A 14810-nucleotide genomic window follows, 5' to 3' on the forward strand; every position below is an offset into this window, starting at 1 on the left:
CACCCAACCCGACCGTGGCAGCGACAACCAGATCTTCGACATGGCGCGAGACTGGCCAGCGGGCAAGCTCGGCAATATCGGCAACCTGACTGCCAAAGTGGTTGGCGATGAAGTCATCCTCAACGGCCAGAGCTCGGCGTGGGTCTCCAACGGCGTCATTGCCCAAGTGGCACTGGGCTTGATCTGCGCCGATTACGGTGACGGTTTTTACGATGAGAACGGCCGGCCGCACGGGATTGCGCTGATTATTCCGCTTGATCTGAAGGGCGTGTCCAAAGGCAAGCCGCTGGACAAAATCGGGCAGCGATCCTTGCCTCAAGGCGAAATCTACTTCGACAGCGTACGAGTGCCTCGGCGCTTTGCTATCGCCGAGCGCGACAACTACTACGGCGCCGTCAGTTCTTCCTGGTCGTTCGCTGGCACCCACATGGGCCAGGTGTTTACCGGTGTCGCACGAGCCGCCTTCGAAATGGCCCTGCAGTACTGCCATGAGCGCCGCCAGGGCGGGCACCCATTGATCGACCACCAGATGACCCGTCTGCGCCTGGGTGACATGTTGCGTCGGGTCGAAACGGCCCGTGCGGTCGCCCGACGTTCGCTGAGCTTCGCGCGCCTGTCGCCGCAAACCCATCCGTACGCCACCGCCTCCGCCAAAGTCACGGTGACCGAAGAGGCGATGGCCGTTGTGCAGGAAGCTTTCCGCCTGTTCGGTGGCAATGGCACCACCCGTGAATACCCGATCGAAAAACTCTTGCGTGACACCCAGTCGTCATTGATCGAGGACGGCGAAAACCGGGTCCTGACCATGCGCCTGGGGCTGCTCGCCCAGCAGCTGTACGCCGAAGGCTGGGCTAACAACTGATTCTGAATGCACCCGACATCACTCATCCAACAATAACAAATGAGGTAAATCCCGATGGCCAAATATCCTGTCGTTGTCTATGGCGCCAGTGGTTACACCGGCATGCTGATCATGGACTGGTTGATCGACCAGCACATCCCGTTCACCGCCGTCGCTCGCAACGCCGCCCGTGCTCAGGAAATGATGGCACAACGCGTCGTCGGCCTGGAGTCGGCCACTTACGAAATCATTGAATGCGCCCACGAGGTCGACGCGCTGGTCTCGGTTTTCAAAGGTGCGCGCGTGGTGTGCAACACGGTCGGCCCGTTCATCAATTTTGGCCTGACTGCCGTAGAAGCGGCCTTGAAAGCTGGCTGCCATTATCTGGATCCAGCCGGAGAGCAGGCGCACATTCGAGCCTTGCGTGATCAGTTCGGCGAGCTGTATCGCCAGGCCGGGCTGCTGCTGTCGCCATCGCTGGCGTACATGTACACCTACGCCGAGATCGCCGCCGAATTGGCCCTGGAAACACCGGGCGTCGATTCGCTGGAAACCGCGACACTGACCCGCGGCCCACGCACCGGTGCCGCTGGGGTGACTGTCGGTTCAACGGCGACCATTTTCGAGGGCGTCCGTTACCCCGGCGCCTACCTGTGGGAGAAGGAACTGGTGCCTTATGCGCCGAACACAAGCTTCAACGTGGTTTGTCCTGATCTGCTGGAAGCTGTGTTCTGCCTGCCTTGGGGCGGCACTTCACTACCGGTATTTTACGAAGAGGATGGCCGGGTACGCAGTTGCATGTCCTGTGTCGGCTTCTACGACAACCCGGTGATGAAAATGGTCCACGGCCTGGGTGAGAAGTGGGAAGCCGAATACAAGCACCTGCCCAAAGAACAGCAGGACGCGGTGATCCAGAGCCTCGTGCAATCGACCACCCCGAGCATGCCACCGCGTGAACGCAGCACTCTGCAACGCACCGTTGACTTCGCAATCGGTCGTGGTCAACTGACGGCCGTGCGTGCCACCGTGCATGGCATCACGCCTTACATCGCCACCGGGGCCTTGCACGCCGCAGCCGTGGTCAAACTGTTGAATAACGACACCGCCAGAACCGGTTTCGCCTCGGCCTCGAAAGCCTTCGGTCATCGCTATCTGCTGGGCTTCCTCGAGCAGCGTGGCCTGGCCCGCGCAACCGTTACTCAACTGTGAAGTGAATAACATGGCGATTATTGATTTCTTCGACCGTGGCTGGCGGATCAATCCGCACGGCGCGGCGTACATCCAGGACGATCGGGTGTTCACCTTCACCGAAGTCCGCAACCTGTCTAGCCGGATCGCCAACGCGCTGTTAGCCGCCGACCTGCCCGGCGGCACCAAGGGCGCAGTCTGGTCGGCCAACGATGCGGTGGCCTGGACCTGCACCCTGGGGCTCTGGCGCGCCAACCTGTGCTGGATTCCCATCGGCGCACGCAACAGCGCCGAAGAGAACCGTCACGTGCTCGATGCCTTCGACTGCGAGGTGCTGTTTTTTCAACGAGAGTTCGCGCCGATCGTCGACGCGTTGCGTTCGAGCCTGCCGAAAATCCGGTTGTGGATCTGCATCGACGAGCACTTGCCCGGGGCGCCGTCGCTCAAGTCCTGGATCGCGGATCAGCCGGCCACGGCACCGAAGGTCGAGTATCAACTCGATGATGTCGTGGCGCTCTCGCCAACCGGCGGCACCACGGGGCTGCCGAAAGGGGTGATGAACACTCATCGCAGCATCCAAACGTTCTGCGCGCACTTTATGATCAATTTCCCATATGCCGATGAGCATCCGCCGGTCAACCTGGCGGCGGCGCCGATGACGCATACCGCCGGCACGCTGTCCCTGCCGTGCACCTCGCGCGGAGGCACCGTGGTGATCATTACTAAGCCGGATCCTGCACTGATGCTGGCAATGATTCCGAAATACAAGGTCACCGAGACCTTTCTACCGCCGACGGTTATCTATCGACTGCTGGATGTTCCGGATCTGGCGCAGAAGGTCGATTTCAGCTCGTTGAAGTATTTCCTGTACGGCGCGGCACCGATGTCGGTGGACAAGCTCAAGCAAGCCATCGAGACCTTTGGCCCGGTAATGGCCGGCGGTTACGGTCAGACGGAAGCGCCGGCCTCGATTTCCAACCTGCCGCCCGCCGAACATTTGCACGGTGGACGTCTTGCAACGGACGAGCGTTTGTCATCGGTAGGCCGTCCTAATCCGCTGGTTCGGGTGGAAATTCTCAGCGACGCCGGAGACATTCTCGGCCAGGGCCAAACCGGAGAAATCTGTGTGCGCGGCGATCTGGTGATGAAGGGCTACTACAAGGATCCGCAGAAAACCGCAGAAACCATCGTCGATGGCTGGCTGCACACCGGCGACATCGGCCATTTCGATGTGCACGGCTACCTGCACATTACCGACCGCAAGAAAGACATGATCATCTCCGGCGGATTTAACGTTTATCCCAGTGAAGTCGAGCAAGTGCTGTGGAGTCATCCGGCGGTGCAGGACTGCGCCGTCATCGGTGTGCCAGATGAGCAATGGGGCGAGGGCGTGAAGGCCGTGGTCGAGTTGAGCGCCGGGCATACCGTCACTGCTGAGGAGTTGATCGAGCTGTGCAAGACCCGGCTCGGTTCGGTCAAGTCGCCGAAAACCGTGGATTTCATTGATGCATTGCCACGCAGCCCGGTCGGCAAAGTACTGAAAAAAGATCTGCGTGCCCATTACTGGCAAAACGTTGAGCGGCGTATCTGAGGGAAATGATCTGATGGAACCTATTTACATCGCCGGCATTGCCATGACCGAGTTCGGTCGCCACTTGGACCGAAGCCTTCAGGATCTGGCGCTGGAGGCCTTGCAAGGCGCACTCGCCGATTCCGGTGCCCTGCGCGCCGATATCGGTGCGGTGTTCTACGCCGGGATCACCAACGGTCATCTGCAAGGGCAACTGTCGATTCCCGGGCAGGTGCTGTGCAGCAAGATCGGCCTCGAAGGGGTGCCGGTGTACAACGTCGAAAACGCCTGCGCCTCGGGCAGTACCGCGGTTCATCTGGCAGTGCAGAGCTTGCGCTCGGGGGCTACCGACGTAGCCCTGGCGTTGGGCGCGGAGAAAATGAACGTGCCGGACAAGGCGCGGGCGCTGGCCCTGTTCGAAACCGGCTGGGACGTTTCCACCGCCGAGGAAAACTACGCGACGCTGGTGAAAATGGGCGAGGGCATCGTGGTGCCGCCGGGCTCGGAATCCGATCGTCCATACAGCAAGTTCATGGCCATCTATGCCGCCATGTGTCGCTGGCACATGAAGACCTACGGCACCACTCAGCGACAGATTGCAGCGGTGTGCGCCAAGAACCATCAACACTCGGTGCACAACCCGTATTCGCAATTTCGCAAGACCTTCACCATTGAAGAAGTGCTCGCCGCGCCGCCGATCACTTATCCGATCACGCTGCCGATGTGTGCGCCGTTATCCGACGGCGCGGCCGCCGCGATTCTCTGTACCGAGGCGGGATTGAAACGCATTGGTGCCGACCCGAAACGTTGTGTGCGGATCGCCGCCAGCGTGATCCGCAGCTTCACCCTGCGTGGGCTCGACGAGCCGCACAAGCACGTCAGCCTGTTGGCAGCGCGTGAAGCCTACGAAATCGCCGGCCTTGGCCCGCAGGACATGCACGTGGCCGAAGTGCACGACGCCTCGGCCATGGGCGAAATCATCCAGGCGGAAAACCTCGGGCTTGCGCCGCTGGGGGAGGGTGGGGTGTGTGCCGAACGCGGCGATTTCACCCTGGGTGGTCGCCTGCCGATCAATCCCTCTGGCGGCCTGGAATCTAAGGGCCATCCGCTGGGTGCAACAGGGATCGGTCAGTTGTACGAGCTGACCACCCAGTTGCGCGGGGAGGCCGGTGCACGCCAGGTACCCGGTGCGCGGCATGCCATCCAGGAAAACGGTGGCGGTCTGCAAGGTGTAGAGGAAGCAGCCGTCGCTATTCACATCCTGAGTCAATAGGAGCACATCACATGTCCATGACCTACCAATCACGAGAGCTGGAAAGCCACTTCGCCGGCGGGCATTTCCGTCGGCTGGGTGGCTGGGTCGAAACTCCGGCTGATCTGCAACCCGAGCTTGAGGGCGATGTCAGCGCGGACGTCATCGTGATCGGTGGCGGTTTCGCCGGGCTGTCCACCGCCCTGGAACTGACGGCGTTAGGGGCCAAGGTTGTGGTGCTGGAGCAGGCGTTTGCCGGTTTCGGCGCCAGCGGGCGGAATGCCGGCTATCTGGGCGGCAGCGTCGGCATTGAGTTCGAGTTATTCTTGAAACGTGTTGGCAAGGAAAAAGCGCAAAAAATCGTCAAATTCTATGACGAAGCTGTCGCCTACGTCGAAGGTCGCTTACGCGAATTGGAGATCGACTGCGACTACAACGCATCGGGCATCATTAGGGCGGGCATCCATCCGTCGCAGGAGAAAAGGCTGCGCAAAAGCATGGCCGTGGGCCACGAATTGGGTTCGCAAACCGAGTTTCTGGATCAGGCACAAATGCGCGCGCGGGGCATTCCACCGGCCTTTCTGTTTGGCTGCCTGCAACGCCACGGCGGTACGCTGGACCCTGGCAAATATGTGATGGGCCTGCGCCGCGCTGCACTTCAGGCGGGAGTGAGGCTGTATGAAAACACCAAGCTTGAGTCGTACTCCGACGGGTCGACGATCACCTGCCGGACGCCACGCGGGCAAGCGAGCGCGCCGATAGTGGTGCTGGCCACCAATGCCTATACGCCGCAACTCGGTCTTCTGCGCGACAAAGTCGTTCCATTTCGAGTGTCGGCGGTCGAAACCGAGCCATTGACACCACAGCAGTTGGCATCGCTGGGCTGGGCAGGGCGGGAAGGGTTGACCACGCCGCACCTGGTGATGGAAAGCCATCGCCTGACCGCACGCAATACGCTGCTGATGACCACTAAACGGCTGGGTTATGCCTACGGCTCGAAAACCCCGAACATTCCCGATGAGGTGACCTACCGCGCGTTGCAAGACAACCTTGGCGTGCGTTTCCCGACGTTACGCGGTGTCGGCATTCAAGCGTGCTGGAGTGGTTACGTCAGCATGGCCTACGACGCGTTGCCGGTGGTGGGCGAAACCGGGTCGCACCACAACATTCTCTATACCGCGGGTTGCTCCGGACACGGCGTCGCATCGCAGTCGCTGATCGGTCACCTGCTGGCGGAAAGAATCGGCGGTATCGAGCATCCGCTGCTCGCCGCGTTGCGGCATAAAACCCCGAAAACCCTGCCCGAACCGCTGCAGTGGTGCGCCGTGAATGTGGCGCTGGGAGGGGCACATCTGCTGGACGAATACACCAACCGCAAAGTTGCGCGCCCTCATGCCTGACGGCTGAGGCTTATAGAACCAACACGCTGAGTTTGCATGATGACGCTGACCTTGAAGTCCTGGGGCCGGTAGGCGTTCGCCTGCAGAAAGACAAACGAATGTTTGCGTTTTCGTCACCCCTTTTTTACTGCCGCACCCACGCTCGGCCACGGGCGTTCAATTCAACAATAACGTGATGTGAGGCAACGAACATGAGCACTGACGCCCCTCCTGATTTGAAGCGCAGGCAACTACTCAAACTGGCCGGTGCCACTGCCGCCGTGGGATCGATCGGTTTGAACATTGGCCTGGCCACTGCCGCCGATGCGCTGCTCAAAGACAACCCGGACGATGTGTTTGATGTGGTGATCATCGGTGCCGGCCTGGCTGGTTTGACCGCCGCTCGTGATCTGCATCTGGCGGGTTGCGAGTCGCTGCTGGTGCTTGAAGCGCGTGATCGTGTCGGTGGCCGTACGCTAAATCATGACTTGGGTTCCGGCTATATCTCCGAGGCCGGAGGCCAGTGGATCGGCCCCGGACAAACCGCCGTAGCGGACCTGGCCCGTGAGCTTGAGGTCGGCACCTTTCCCAGTTTCTATGAGGGGGAAACCGTGATCCTCGGTGGCGATGGACGTGTCGCCGTCGATTTGAAAGGCACCTTCGGTACCGACGAAAGCGTCTCGGCAAAACTCAGCGAGCTGTCGCGTGATGTGCCGTGCGGCGCGCCATGGAAATCCCCCCGACTGGCCGAACTGGACAAGCTCTCGGCAGGCGACTGGCTGGCTCAGCAAAACATCAAACCGGAAGACCGCGCAGGGTGGAATGCCAGCTTTCTCCTGACCTGCGGCGTCACACCAGCGAAGATGGGCTTTCTGCATTTTCTGTCGATGATCAATTCGGCCGGCAGCGAATACATGCGGCTCGACTCGATCAAGGACAGCGCGCAAGGGACGCGGGTCGTCGGCGGTTCACAGGTTCTCAGCAGCAAAATGGCGCAATTGCTGGGTGACAAGGTTCGCTTGTCGTGCCCGGTGCGCAAAATTGCTGACTGGAACGGCGACATCGTCAGACTGCAAACGGATCAGGGCGAGATCCGCGCCCGGCGCGTGATCATGGCGATTCATCCAGCACTGTGCCAACGCCTGCAGTACGATCCACCGCTGCCCGAAACCCGCGCCGCCCTGCAGCGAGCCTGGCCGGCGCACTCGCCGGCACGCAAGACCACAATGGTCTACCCGCGGCCTTTCTGGCGCGACAAAGGCTTGAACGGCCATATCATTCAGGTCGGTGGGCCGGTCATCTGGGCATACGACAACTCGCCGCCAAACGGCGAAATCGGTGTGATCAATGCGTTCATTTTGAATGCCGCAGCCCCCACCGACCTAGAGGCCGCGAAGCGTATGCAGACCGAAATCTATGCACGTGCCCTGGGGGACGCAGCGCTCGAGCCGGTTTCCTATCACGATCATGACTGGGCGCATGCCGACCCGTGGACCATTACGTGCGTGTCGCCGATTCCCCCCGGTTTCTGGTCGACACACGGCGAGGCACTGCGTCCGCCCTGCGGCAATCTGTTCTGGTCGGGCACCGAAACCGCTGACATCTGGGCAGGTTACATGGACGGTGCCGTGCGCGCCGGACGCCACAGCGCCTTACAGGTGCTCAACGCATTACGTAGGGTGTAGGAGGCGGCAATGAAAAAAATCATAGCGCTTGGCGTCATCGTGGTCATTGCGGTGCTATTGGCGATTTTTGGCCGCGATCTGCTCGATCTGTATCGGCTGCAGAGTTACATCACCACCTCCACTGAGGCCTACCAGGCCGAACGCGGAAACTGGCCCCATCTGACCGATGCCTGCACCGGTTGCCATGGCAGCCACGGTAACTCGATGAACTCGAGGTATCCGAGCCTGGCCGGGCAACCCGCCGCGTATCTGTCTGCCCAGTTGCGCAATTTTGCGAGCGGACAACGGCTTGCGCCCAACATGGGGCCGTTGGCGATGACCCTCAGCCCGGATGATATTGATCTACTGGCGAATTTTTATGCCCGGCAATCGGTCGTTGCCCATGCGGCTGTCAGTCCTGACGAGGGGCTGAGGGATCAGGGCAAACAACTGGTGCAAACCCGAGGCTGCACCGCCTGCCATGGTGCCCAACTGATGGGCCAAGACGCCTTCCCACGCCTGGCTGCACAAGGGCAGGACTACCTTTTGGCCCAGCTCAACGCTTTTGCCAGCGCCGAGCGCATTGAGCCCAGTGGTGCCATGCAAGCCATGGCCGCAGCGCTGTCAGCGCAGGAGCGCCAAGCGATTGCGGCTTATCTGGCCGCACTCGTTCCTCAACCCCGCTAATCCATCAAATTATCTGTCAGCTGTACCGAGGCTATCGTTATGGAACCGAGAAATATTGTGCTGTGCCTTGCCTGTTTCTTGCTGCTTGCCAATGGGCTGACCTTCGGCATCAGGTTTCTGAAGAAAAGAAACCTGCTACTGGCTCTGGAGTGGTTTGTGGTTGCCTTTTCCGCAACAAACTTCCTGGTTTTTTTCCTGACGGGATCGGAGCATGCGTACCTGATTTCATACTTTTGCGACGCGTTCTCCAGAGCCTTTGGGATTCCGCTGATTACCGCGCTCGGGCTGATGGCGGTGACGCATGCCTACAAGCCGTCTGTGGGCAAGGAACTCATGATGTTTGCCGGCGCTCTGCTGGGCACACTCGCGTTGATCTCGGCCAAGGTTCTGGTCCCGCTCCTACCGTATTTCTACGTGCTGATGTGGATGATATTTTCGGTCTACCTGGTGTATTTCGCAGTACGCCTGGCAACCGTTGGAGAGTCACTGCACGCGATCGGAGTGATGTTTGGCATGCTCGCCTCACTGACCATTGCGTGCATCTACGACTTCTACAAGATCCCCGGCGACGATAGCAATGTACTGCTGAACTTCTACGTGCTTGCACTGACGACCTGGGCTTATCTGCTGGTGCACCTGTATTACGCGTATTGCGCGCTGGAGCGCGCGAAGGGCGCAATGGCAGCTCTGCAAACGCGCTGAGGGGTAGTTGAAGTGTTCGAAGCCGCCGTTCTGGCGGCTTTTTTGCGTGATGCAGAGAAGGACGGGGGGCATCCTTGCCCGTGCAGGATCAAGGGTTCAGCTTGGCCAGATAATGCGCCACGGCCTTGATGTCTTCATCGGACAGGGTGCCCGCCATGGCATTCATGGCCTGCGTCGGATCGGTGCGTTGGCCACACTTGAAAGCGCTCAATTGATCGCTCAGATAAAGCTGCCCTTGTCCGGCGATACGCGGAGCCAGGGGGCCGCCAGAGAGTTTTTCGCCGTGGCAGGCTGCACACCCGTTGGCGGCGACCACACGCTGACTGCGCTGGTCCAGCGCATCATCCTTCGTCGGGACTTCAGTCACACCAGGTTTCTGTTCGGAAAAATAGGCGGCCAGACGTTTGATCTGCTCGTCCGTCAGATTGGCCGCCAGTGGCTCCATCTGTGCGCTGTGGCGACGTCCTTCGGCAAACGCGTGCAACTGGTTTTCGATGTACGCTGCGGTCTGCCCTGCAAGCGCTGCGTATTGAGCGTCGCGCGGTTGACCGTTAGCGCCATGGCAAAGCGCGCAGGTGTCCTGTAACTGTGGCCACGCACCGCCATTGGCCTGGTATGCAGCGTCGTGCTGATCCACGGCCTGCATGAAACGATAGCCCGCCCACAGTTCCGGTCCATACATCGCAATTGATCCGGCCAACGCTGCGCTCACGACGATGGCTCCAACCATCATAATCCGCTTCATCAGGCGTTCCTCCGAGGTTGAAGTAACGCCTGGAGCGCTTCCATTGCCGCGCGATGTCCGGCGCGGACTGCACCGTCCATTGCCCCGGCCCAGATCTGCGCAGTCTCGGTACCCGACCAGATCATGCGGCCGACCGCCGGCGTCAGATACTCGCCCCATTGCGTCCAGAAACCGGGAGGCATGGGGGAAATACAACTCAAACTCCACGGGTCGATCTTGCCCCAGTCCAGATCATGAAACTGAATCGGGTGCAGGGCTTGTTCGCCCATGGCGCTGGCGTAGATCGCCGACAAGGTGTCCTGCGCGGTTTTGGGGTCATGGGGTAATTGGCCAGTTCTGACGAAGCCGCTGAGCACACCCAGGCTGGCGTCCTCCGGCGAATTGTCAAAGGCCCAGATCAGCGGACCTTCCACTTGCACGATCTGGCCGTTGAGGCCTTGGTCGCGCCAGAACGGGCGCTCATAGACGTGCACGGTCTTGCGCATCGGTGCATGGGCCGGCCAATGCCGATGCAGCTCGGCACGCCCGGAGGGCAGGGGTGGATCGAAGACGATCTGATTGCACAGCGCCGGGCTCAGCGCGGCAATCACCTGCCGCGTGCGCATGATGCCCTGATCGGTATGCAACTCGACGACATCACGATCCCAACCGACAATCTTGCGCACTGGGCACGCCAATCGGACTTTTTCTCCGAGAGCTTGCGCCATCTTCAAGCTGAGGATTTGCGAGCCGCCTACCAAACGTGATTCCTGTGCACCCCCTTGGACACCTTCGAGCTTTTCGAGACGGCAGTCAGAGGAGTTGATCATCGCCAGGTAATGCAGGAGCCCCATGCCGGCCGGCGTGGTACCGAAGGTGAGGCTCACGGACATGTTGAAGCCGATCTTGTCGACATTGCTGATGCCTTGCCCGGCCAGCCATTGGCCAATCGAGAGTTTGTCCAGCTCACCCGCATCCTTGGCTTTCCACGGCGCTTTGCTGGGGACGCCTTCGGCGAGTTTGTTCAGTTTTGCGACGATGTCAGTATTGGAATTCGGACCATCGCTGACGTCCTCTTGGACTGTTACCTCGTCTATCAGATAGACCGCCTTGCCCTTGTAGTACGTAGGGAAGGTTGCGACATCAAGCTGTCTGGCCAGATCGGCGATTGACGTTTGACCGGGGCCGATCCATTGCCCACCGGCCTCGCAGATTACGCCATTGCCTAGGTCATGGTTAAGGGTGCGACCACCGACGCGATCGCGGGCTTCAAGCACGACAAACGACTCGCAGCCAGCGGCCTGGAGGTCTCTGGCAGACGTAAGCCCGGACAGGCCTGCGCCAATGATCACCACATCCAGTATCGAGGTGTCTAAAGGTTGGGTTTGCGCCATCGCACGCCCGGTGACACCGAGCCCTCCGGCGAGGGCCGAGCCTCCAACCGCTTGCAATAACAATCGTCGCTGTCGTGATTGCGTCGACAGTTCATCGAGATCCGCATCCATCGTCACCTCCGTCTTTTAGTTATAATCACAGATGTTATTCAAATATATGACGGAACAGGAATTCAGCAAAGTGAAATCGGCGCAATGGCGATTAACCGAGGGGGTGAGAGATAGGCGGGCGCCATCAAGCAGGATTCGCTGCGCAAATGAAGCGAATCTTCTGGATGCCTGAGGGCAGGGTAGGGTTTAGCGAGCGGGGCTGATCAGCGTGATGACCGCATCCATCAAGGCCTTGCTGCGTTTGGCTTCAAATCGCTCTGGCTCGATTGGCAACATCATCATCCAGCCGTCACTCAGCGCGCTGAGCTGATCGGCGAGCAGATCGGCAGCAATGTCCTTGCGAATGATGCCCTGGGTTTGTCCTTTGCCCAGAATGCTTGCGAGATCCTCGCGAAAGCGCGAGTAACGTTTCTGGATTACGTCGGCAAACACCGGTTCGTGCCGGGCGTGTGCAAGCATCTGAAACAGGGCCAGCCAACGCGCCGAGTCGTTGGCTTGAGTCAGGTTCAACCACTGCTCGATCATTGCCCTGATATCGACTTTTTCCTGATCGGCATCCAGCAAGTGATCGAACTCGTCAAACAGACTCTGCGCCGCCGCCGTGATCATTTCTTCTTTATTGGCAAAGTAATAGGTCACGGCGCCCGTGGTGCAGCCGGCATGGCTGGCAACTTTGCGCAGAGACGTCCCGGCATAACCCTCCTGCGCAATGACTTCGATGGCTGCAGTCAACAGTTCACCGCGTTTTTCCAGACGGTTACCTACCGGGCGGCCGCGACGTGGGGCGGGCGCTGAATCACTGTCTTTGGAGTGCTGACTATCCGTGGAAGGCGCTTGAGCATCATGCATGAGAGAAAGTGATTCCGTTGGTTGAAGGCGTTGAGCCGGCAGCGGCTGCGAACGCCATTTTGGCTTGGCACGTCGCGATCATGCAATCGTTCAGATTCGACCGCTGCCAATCACCGCGACGGCCCGAACCTCCACGCGCAAGCCCGGCATTGCCAGTTGTGAAATGCCGACAGCGGTCCAGGCTGGATAACGTTCAGGGAAGTATTCGTCCTTTACCTGTCCAAAGGCGTGCACTTCGCCCTGCAGATCGGTATGAAACGTCATCAACTCGACGACATCAGCCAGGCTTGCGCCGGCAGCTTCGAGGATGGTCCGCAAAGACTGAAACGCCAGATGGGATTGCGCCTGGATGCCTTCGGCGGGAACCATGGCCTCGTCGATACCGACCTGGCCGGACACCCAGATCATGTTGCCGACGCGTGTTGCCTGGGAAAAGTGGAAGTTGTCGTAGATTGCCTGGGTGTGACCAGGGTTGAAGGACTGACGCTGCAGGACTTGAGTGTTCATGGCAATGCTCCTTTTATATTAATTGGCGGAACGTTGGGTGGCGGAAGCCGTCTCCCGCTTTCAGGGTCGACAGCTCTTCAGTAAACAGCACGCCTTGCTGCGGGTAACCGCTCGCGCTGTTTTCTGGTAAAGGATGGAAGGTGGCGTCGTCGCCAAAGAAACGGAAAACGAAGGTGTGACGATCCGGGAAAGCTTCATCCACTGGAGCGCCACCATGCAGTGAACCCGGATGCAGCAAGACGATATCGCCAGGCTCGGTAGCCCACGAAATGATGTCGAATGATTCGGGATCGTTTTGGCGCAGCGCCTCGATATCCGGCAGGCGTGGTAATGCGTCGCCGCCATGCAGCGGTTGAGTCGGATCGTTAGGATCGCGAAACGTAGTGCCGTCGTAGCGTGGTCCTTTGTGCGAACCTCGAACGATTTCCAAAGCGTTTTTCTTCGGCACTGATTCAAAACTGATCCAGGCATTGGCCCAGTGGCTTCCGGCCCATGGTAGATAAGACGTGTCCTGATGCCAAAGCGTGCGAGATCCGCGCCCACCTGCTTTGAGAAACACCTCTTCGGCGAAGTACCACACGTTTTCCGAGCCCCAGAGCTGCGCAAACAGCTGGCCAAAGGGCAGGGAGGTTACGAGTTCTTCAAGACGGGCTTTGGCGACGGGGTTGGCATTGTCAACATGGGACTGTTGCTCAGTCCCGTCGAACATTCGGGTTGCATGAGGGCCGTGATTCTCGACTGCCCAGTCATAGGCTGCCCGGCACTCAGCCAATTGATCTTTGTTCAGAAAACCTTTGATCAGGACGGCCCCGTCTTCCAGGAACGCCTTTCGCACAGAGAGTTGCATGAGAGCTTTCTCCTCGAAAATGCCACGTGGCAATTTCGATGCTAGCAGCCCTCAAAATTAAACACAACGGCAGTTATGTTAATTATGAAGAGCCATTACGATGACAGAATCTTGAAGATCTGTGCATACCAGCAACGGCGCCGTCACGATCAAAGATGAGGGTTTCAGCTGCGCAGTCCCCACTCGGTGCCAAGCATCACCTTGTCTGAGCGCACAGCCCTTATCCAGGCATCGGCTTTTTGCGTAGCTATAGAAAGCCTGGATCGCTCGTAGATGCGCCGCCGCAGTATTGAAAACGCGGCGCCTGAGTTTGAGTTGGACGTACATGAGCGGACAAGCATGGGCAACGGCGCGCGTCACCAGCTTGCCCGAGCAGCGGTAGTCGTTGACCTGAAGAGGACTCGTCATGAGCACTATGGACATGGCTCATTGAGAGAGTAGGCGTAAAAAAGAATTTGTCGAATCAGTGACTTACGTGGCTTATGAACATTTCTAACATGGTCTGTCGTTTAACATAATATACATTATGCGTACCATCATTTACGGGACTGGGGGGCTCTGGTGATGAGATTTCGAGCCTGGCACAGGCTTCGATCACTTGGCAGCCACCCGTACCTGGATATCAGTAAAGCGTAAGTCAAACAGGCTCGCGACACCTGACGACAACTCCGTCACGGTTGGCTTATCCGAGCACGTCATGAGAATCTACACGCTCAAACCACAGCTACCGATAATTGAGGTCATGGATGAAATTCAAGTTGTCCTTCACGCGCACCAACAAATTAGACTCAATGGAAAAGGACATTTTCACACTTGAAGTCGATGCTCATGTTGAGCCAAAACGAATCGCTGATTTTGATCAAGGCACAGCTTCAGTTAGCTTTGGATACCCAGGCATCACTGAGGAATACAGTATTGTCGGTCCACCCACCCAGGATGACCTAGTAGTTTTGGAGCTGGCCGGCAAACCGATTTTCAGGCTTTGGCAGCGAGATTCGGATGATTTGAGCATTGGTGCACCGGTTACGGTGAGCCAAGGCGAATTCGACCACAGTCTGGGCCGTGTTACCCAACGAACCTGGTGACACACGCGTA

At 58.9% G+C, this 14810-nt stretch carries 14 protein-coding genes; 9 read left to right on the forward strand and 5 right to left on the reverse strand.

The annotated features are described in order from the left end of the window. The 8 genes from GIW79_RS17160 to GIW79_RS17195 all read left to right on the forward strand — a co-directional run. Positions 1-862 (forward strand): acyl-CoA dehydrogenase family protein (locus GIW79_RS17160; RefSeq protein ID WP_236477392.1); only part of this gene is annotated, 862 nt, incomplete at its 5' end. A gap of 54 nt (positions 863-916) precedes the next feature. Continuing rightward, positions 917-2050 carry a saccharopine dehydrogenase family protein gene (locus tag GIW79_RS17165; protein WP_054896436.1) on the forward strand — a complete coding sequence of 378 codons (1134 nt, stop codon included), beginning with the start codon at positions 917-919 and terminating at the stop codon, positions 2048-2050. Positions 2051-2060: 10 nt separating this feature from the next. Further along, complete coding sequence (locus tag GIW79_RS17170; protein WP_054896437.1) at positions 2061-3620, forward strand: AMP-binding protein; 1560 nt, start codon at positions 2061-2063, stop codon at positions 3618-3620. 13 nt (positions 3621-3633) lie between these two features. Beyond that, complete coding sequence (locus GIW79_RS17175; protein WP_089041691.1) at positions 3634-4872, forward strand: thiolase family protein; 1239 nt, start codon at positions 3634-3636, stop codon at positions 4870-4872. Positions 4873-4883: 11 nt separating this feature from the next. Then, a complete protein-coding gene (locus GIW79_RS17180) occupies positions 4884-6251 on the forward strand; it encodes an NAD(P)/FAD-dependent oxidoreductase (RefSeq protein ID WP_054896439.1) in 1368 nt (455 codons plus the stop codon). Positions 6252-6442: 191 nt separating this feature from the next. Continuing rightward, a complete protein-coding gene (locus GIW79_RS17185) occupies positions 6443-7915 on the forward strand; it encodes a flavin monoamine oxidase family protein (protein ID WP_054896440.1) in 1473 nt (490 codons plus the stop codon). Positions 7916-7924: 9 nt separating this feature from the next. Continuing rightward, entirely contained in the window at positions 7925-8581 is a 657-nt protein-coding gene (locus GIW79_RS17190) for a c-type cytochrome (RefSeq protein ID WP_089041693.1), read from the forward strand. Positions 8582-8620: 39 nt separating this feature from the next. After that, on the forward strand, positions 8621-9283 hold the full coding sequence (locus GIW79_RS17195) for a hypothetical protein (RefSeq protein WP_236454252.1): 663 nt from the start codon (positions 8621-8623) through the stop codon (positions 9281-9283). Between the two features lie 88 nt (positions 9284-9371). Here GIW79_RS17195 and GIW79_RS17200 read toward each other — a convergent pair whose 3' ends face one another. From GIW79_RS17200 to GIW79_RS17220, 5 genes are all read right to left on the reverse strand, one after another. Next, on the reverse strand, positions 9372-10028 hold the full coding sequence (locus GIW79_RS17200) for a c-type cytochrome (RefSeq protein ID WP_236454250.1): 657 nt from the start codon (positions 10026-10028) through the stop codon (positions 9372-9374). Then, on the reverse strand, positions 10028-11512 hold the full coding sequence (locus tag GIW79_RS17205) for a flavin monoamine oxidase family protein (protein WP_054918971.1): 1485 nt from the start codon (positions 11510-11512) through the stop codon (positions 10028-10030). The genes GIW79_RS17200 and GIW79_RS17205 overlap by 1 nt, the downstream gene beginning before the upstream one ends. Positions 11513-11698: 186 nt before the next feature. Continuing rightward, positions 11699-12361 (reverse strand): TetR/AcrR family transcriptional regulator, encoded by a 663-nt coding sequence (locus GIW79_RS17210; RefSeq protein WP_054896445.1) that lies wholly within the window; start codon positions 12359-12361, stop codon positions 11699-11701. Positions 12362-12451: 90 nt separating this feature from the next. Next, positions 12452-12868, reverse strand: coding sequence for a RidA family protein (locus tag GIW79_RS17215; protein WP_054896446.1), 417 nt, complete (start codon positions 12866-12868; stop codon positions 12452-12454). 13 nt (positions 12869-12881) lie between these two features. After that, positions 12882-13715 carry a phytanoyl-CoA dioxygenase family protein gene (locus tag GIW79_RS17220; protein WP_054896447.1) on the reverse strand — a complete coding sequence of 278 codons (834 nt, stop codon included), beginning with the start codon at positions 13713-13715 and terminating at the stop codon, positions 12882-12884. 746 nt (positions 13716-14461) lie between these two features. Between GIW79_RS17220 and GIW79_RS17225 the strand changes: the two genes are divergently transcribed. Further along, the gene (locus GIW79_RS17225; RefSeq protein ID WP_057975923.1) at positions 14462-14800 is read left to right on the forward strand and encodes a hypothetical protein; all 339 of its coding nucleotides are present in this window, start codon (positions 14462-14464) and stop codon (positions 14798-14800) included. Positions 14801-14810 lie beyond the last annotated feature (10 nt).

Source organism: Pseudomonas sp. PA-7-1E, from assembly GCF_021605325.1.
GTDB classification, from domain to species: domain Bacteria; phylum Pseudomonadota; class Gammaproteobacteria; order Pseudomonadales; family Pseudomonadaceae; genus Aquipseudomonas; species Aquipseudomonas fluorescens_BV.

Coding starts and splice junctions, on each gene's coding strand:
- GIW79_RS17195 (WP_236454252.1), top strand. CDS start 8,621: ATGGAACCGAGAAATATTGTGCTGTGCCTTGCCTGTTTCTTGCTGCTT.
- GIW79_RS17175 (WP_089041691.1), top strand. CDS start 3,634: ATGGAACCTATTTACATCGCCGGCATTGCCATGACCGAGTTCGGTCGC.
- GIW79_RS17190 (WP_089041693.1), top strand. CDS start 7,925: ATGAAAAAAATCATAGCGCTTGGCGTCATCGTGGTCATTGCGGTGCTA.
- GIW79_RS17170 (WP_054896437.1), top strand. CDS start 2,061: ATGGCGATTATTGATTTCTTCGACCGTGGCTGGCGGATCAATCCGCAC.
- GIW79_RS17180 (WP_054896439.1), top strand. CDS start 4,884: ATGTCCATGACCTACCAATCACGAGAGCTGGAAAGCCACTTCGCCGGC.
- GIW79_RS17205 (WP_054918971.1), bottom strand. CDS start 11,512: ATGGATGCGGATCTCGATGAACTGTCGACGCAATCACGACAGCGACGA.
- GIW79_RS17215 (WP_054896446.1), bottom strand. CDS start 12,868: ATGAACACTCAAGTCCTGCAGCGTCAGTCCTTCAACCCTGGTCACACC.
- GIW79_RS17165 (WP_054896436.1), top strand. CDS start 917: ATGGCCAAATATCCTGTCGTTGTCTATGGCGCCAGTGGTTACACCGGC.
- GIW79_RS17225 (WP_057975923.1), top strand. CDS start 14,462: ATGAAATTCAAGTTGTCCTTCACGCGCACCAACAAATTAGACTCAATG.
- GIW79_RS17220 (WP_054896447.1), bottom strand. CDS start 13,715: ATGCAACTCTCTGTGCGAAAGGCGTTCCTGGAAGACGGGGCCGTCCTG.
- GIW79_RS17200 (WP_236454250.1), bottom strand. CDS start 10,028: ATGAAGCGGATTATGATGGTTGGAGCCATCGTCGTGAGCGCAGCGTTG.
- GIW79_RS17185 (WP_054896440.1), top strand. CDS start 6,443: ATGAGCACTGACGCCCCTCCTGATTTGAAGCGCAGGCAACTACTCAAA.
- GIW79_RS17210 (WP_054896445.1), bottom strand. CDS start 12,361: ATGCATGATGCTCAAGCGCCTTCCACGGATAGTCAGCACTCCAAAGAC.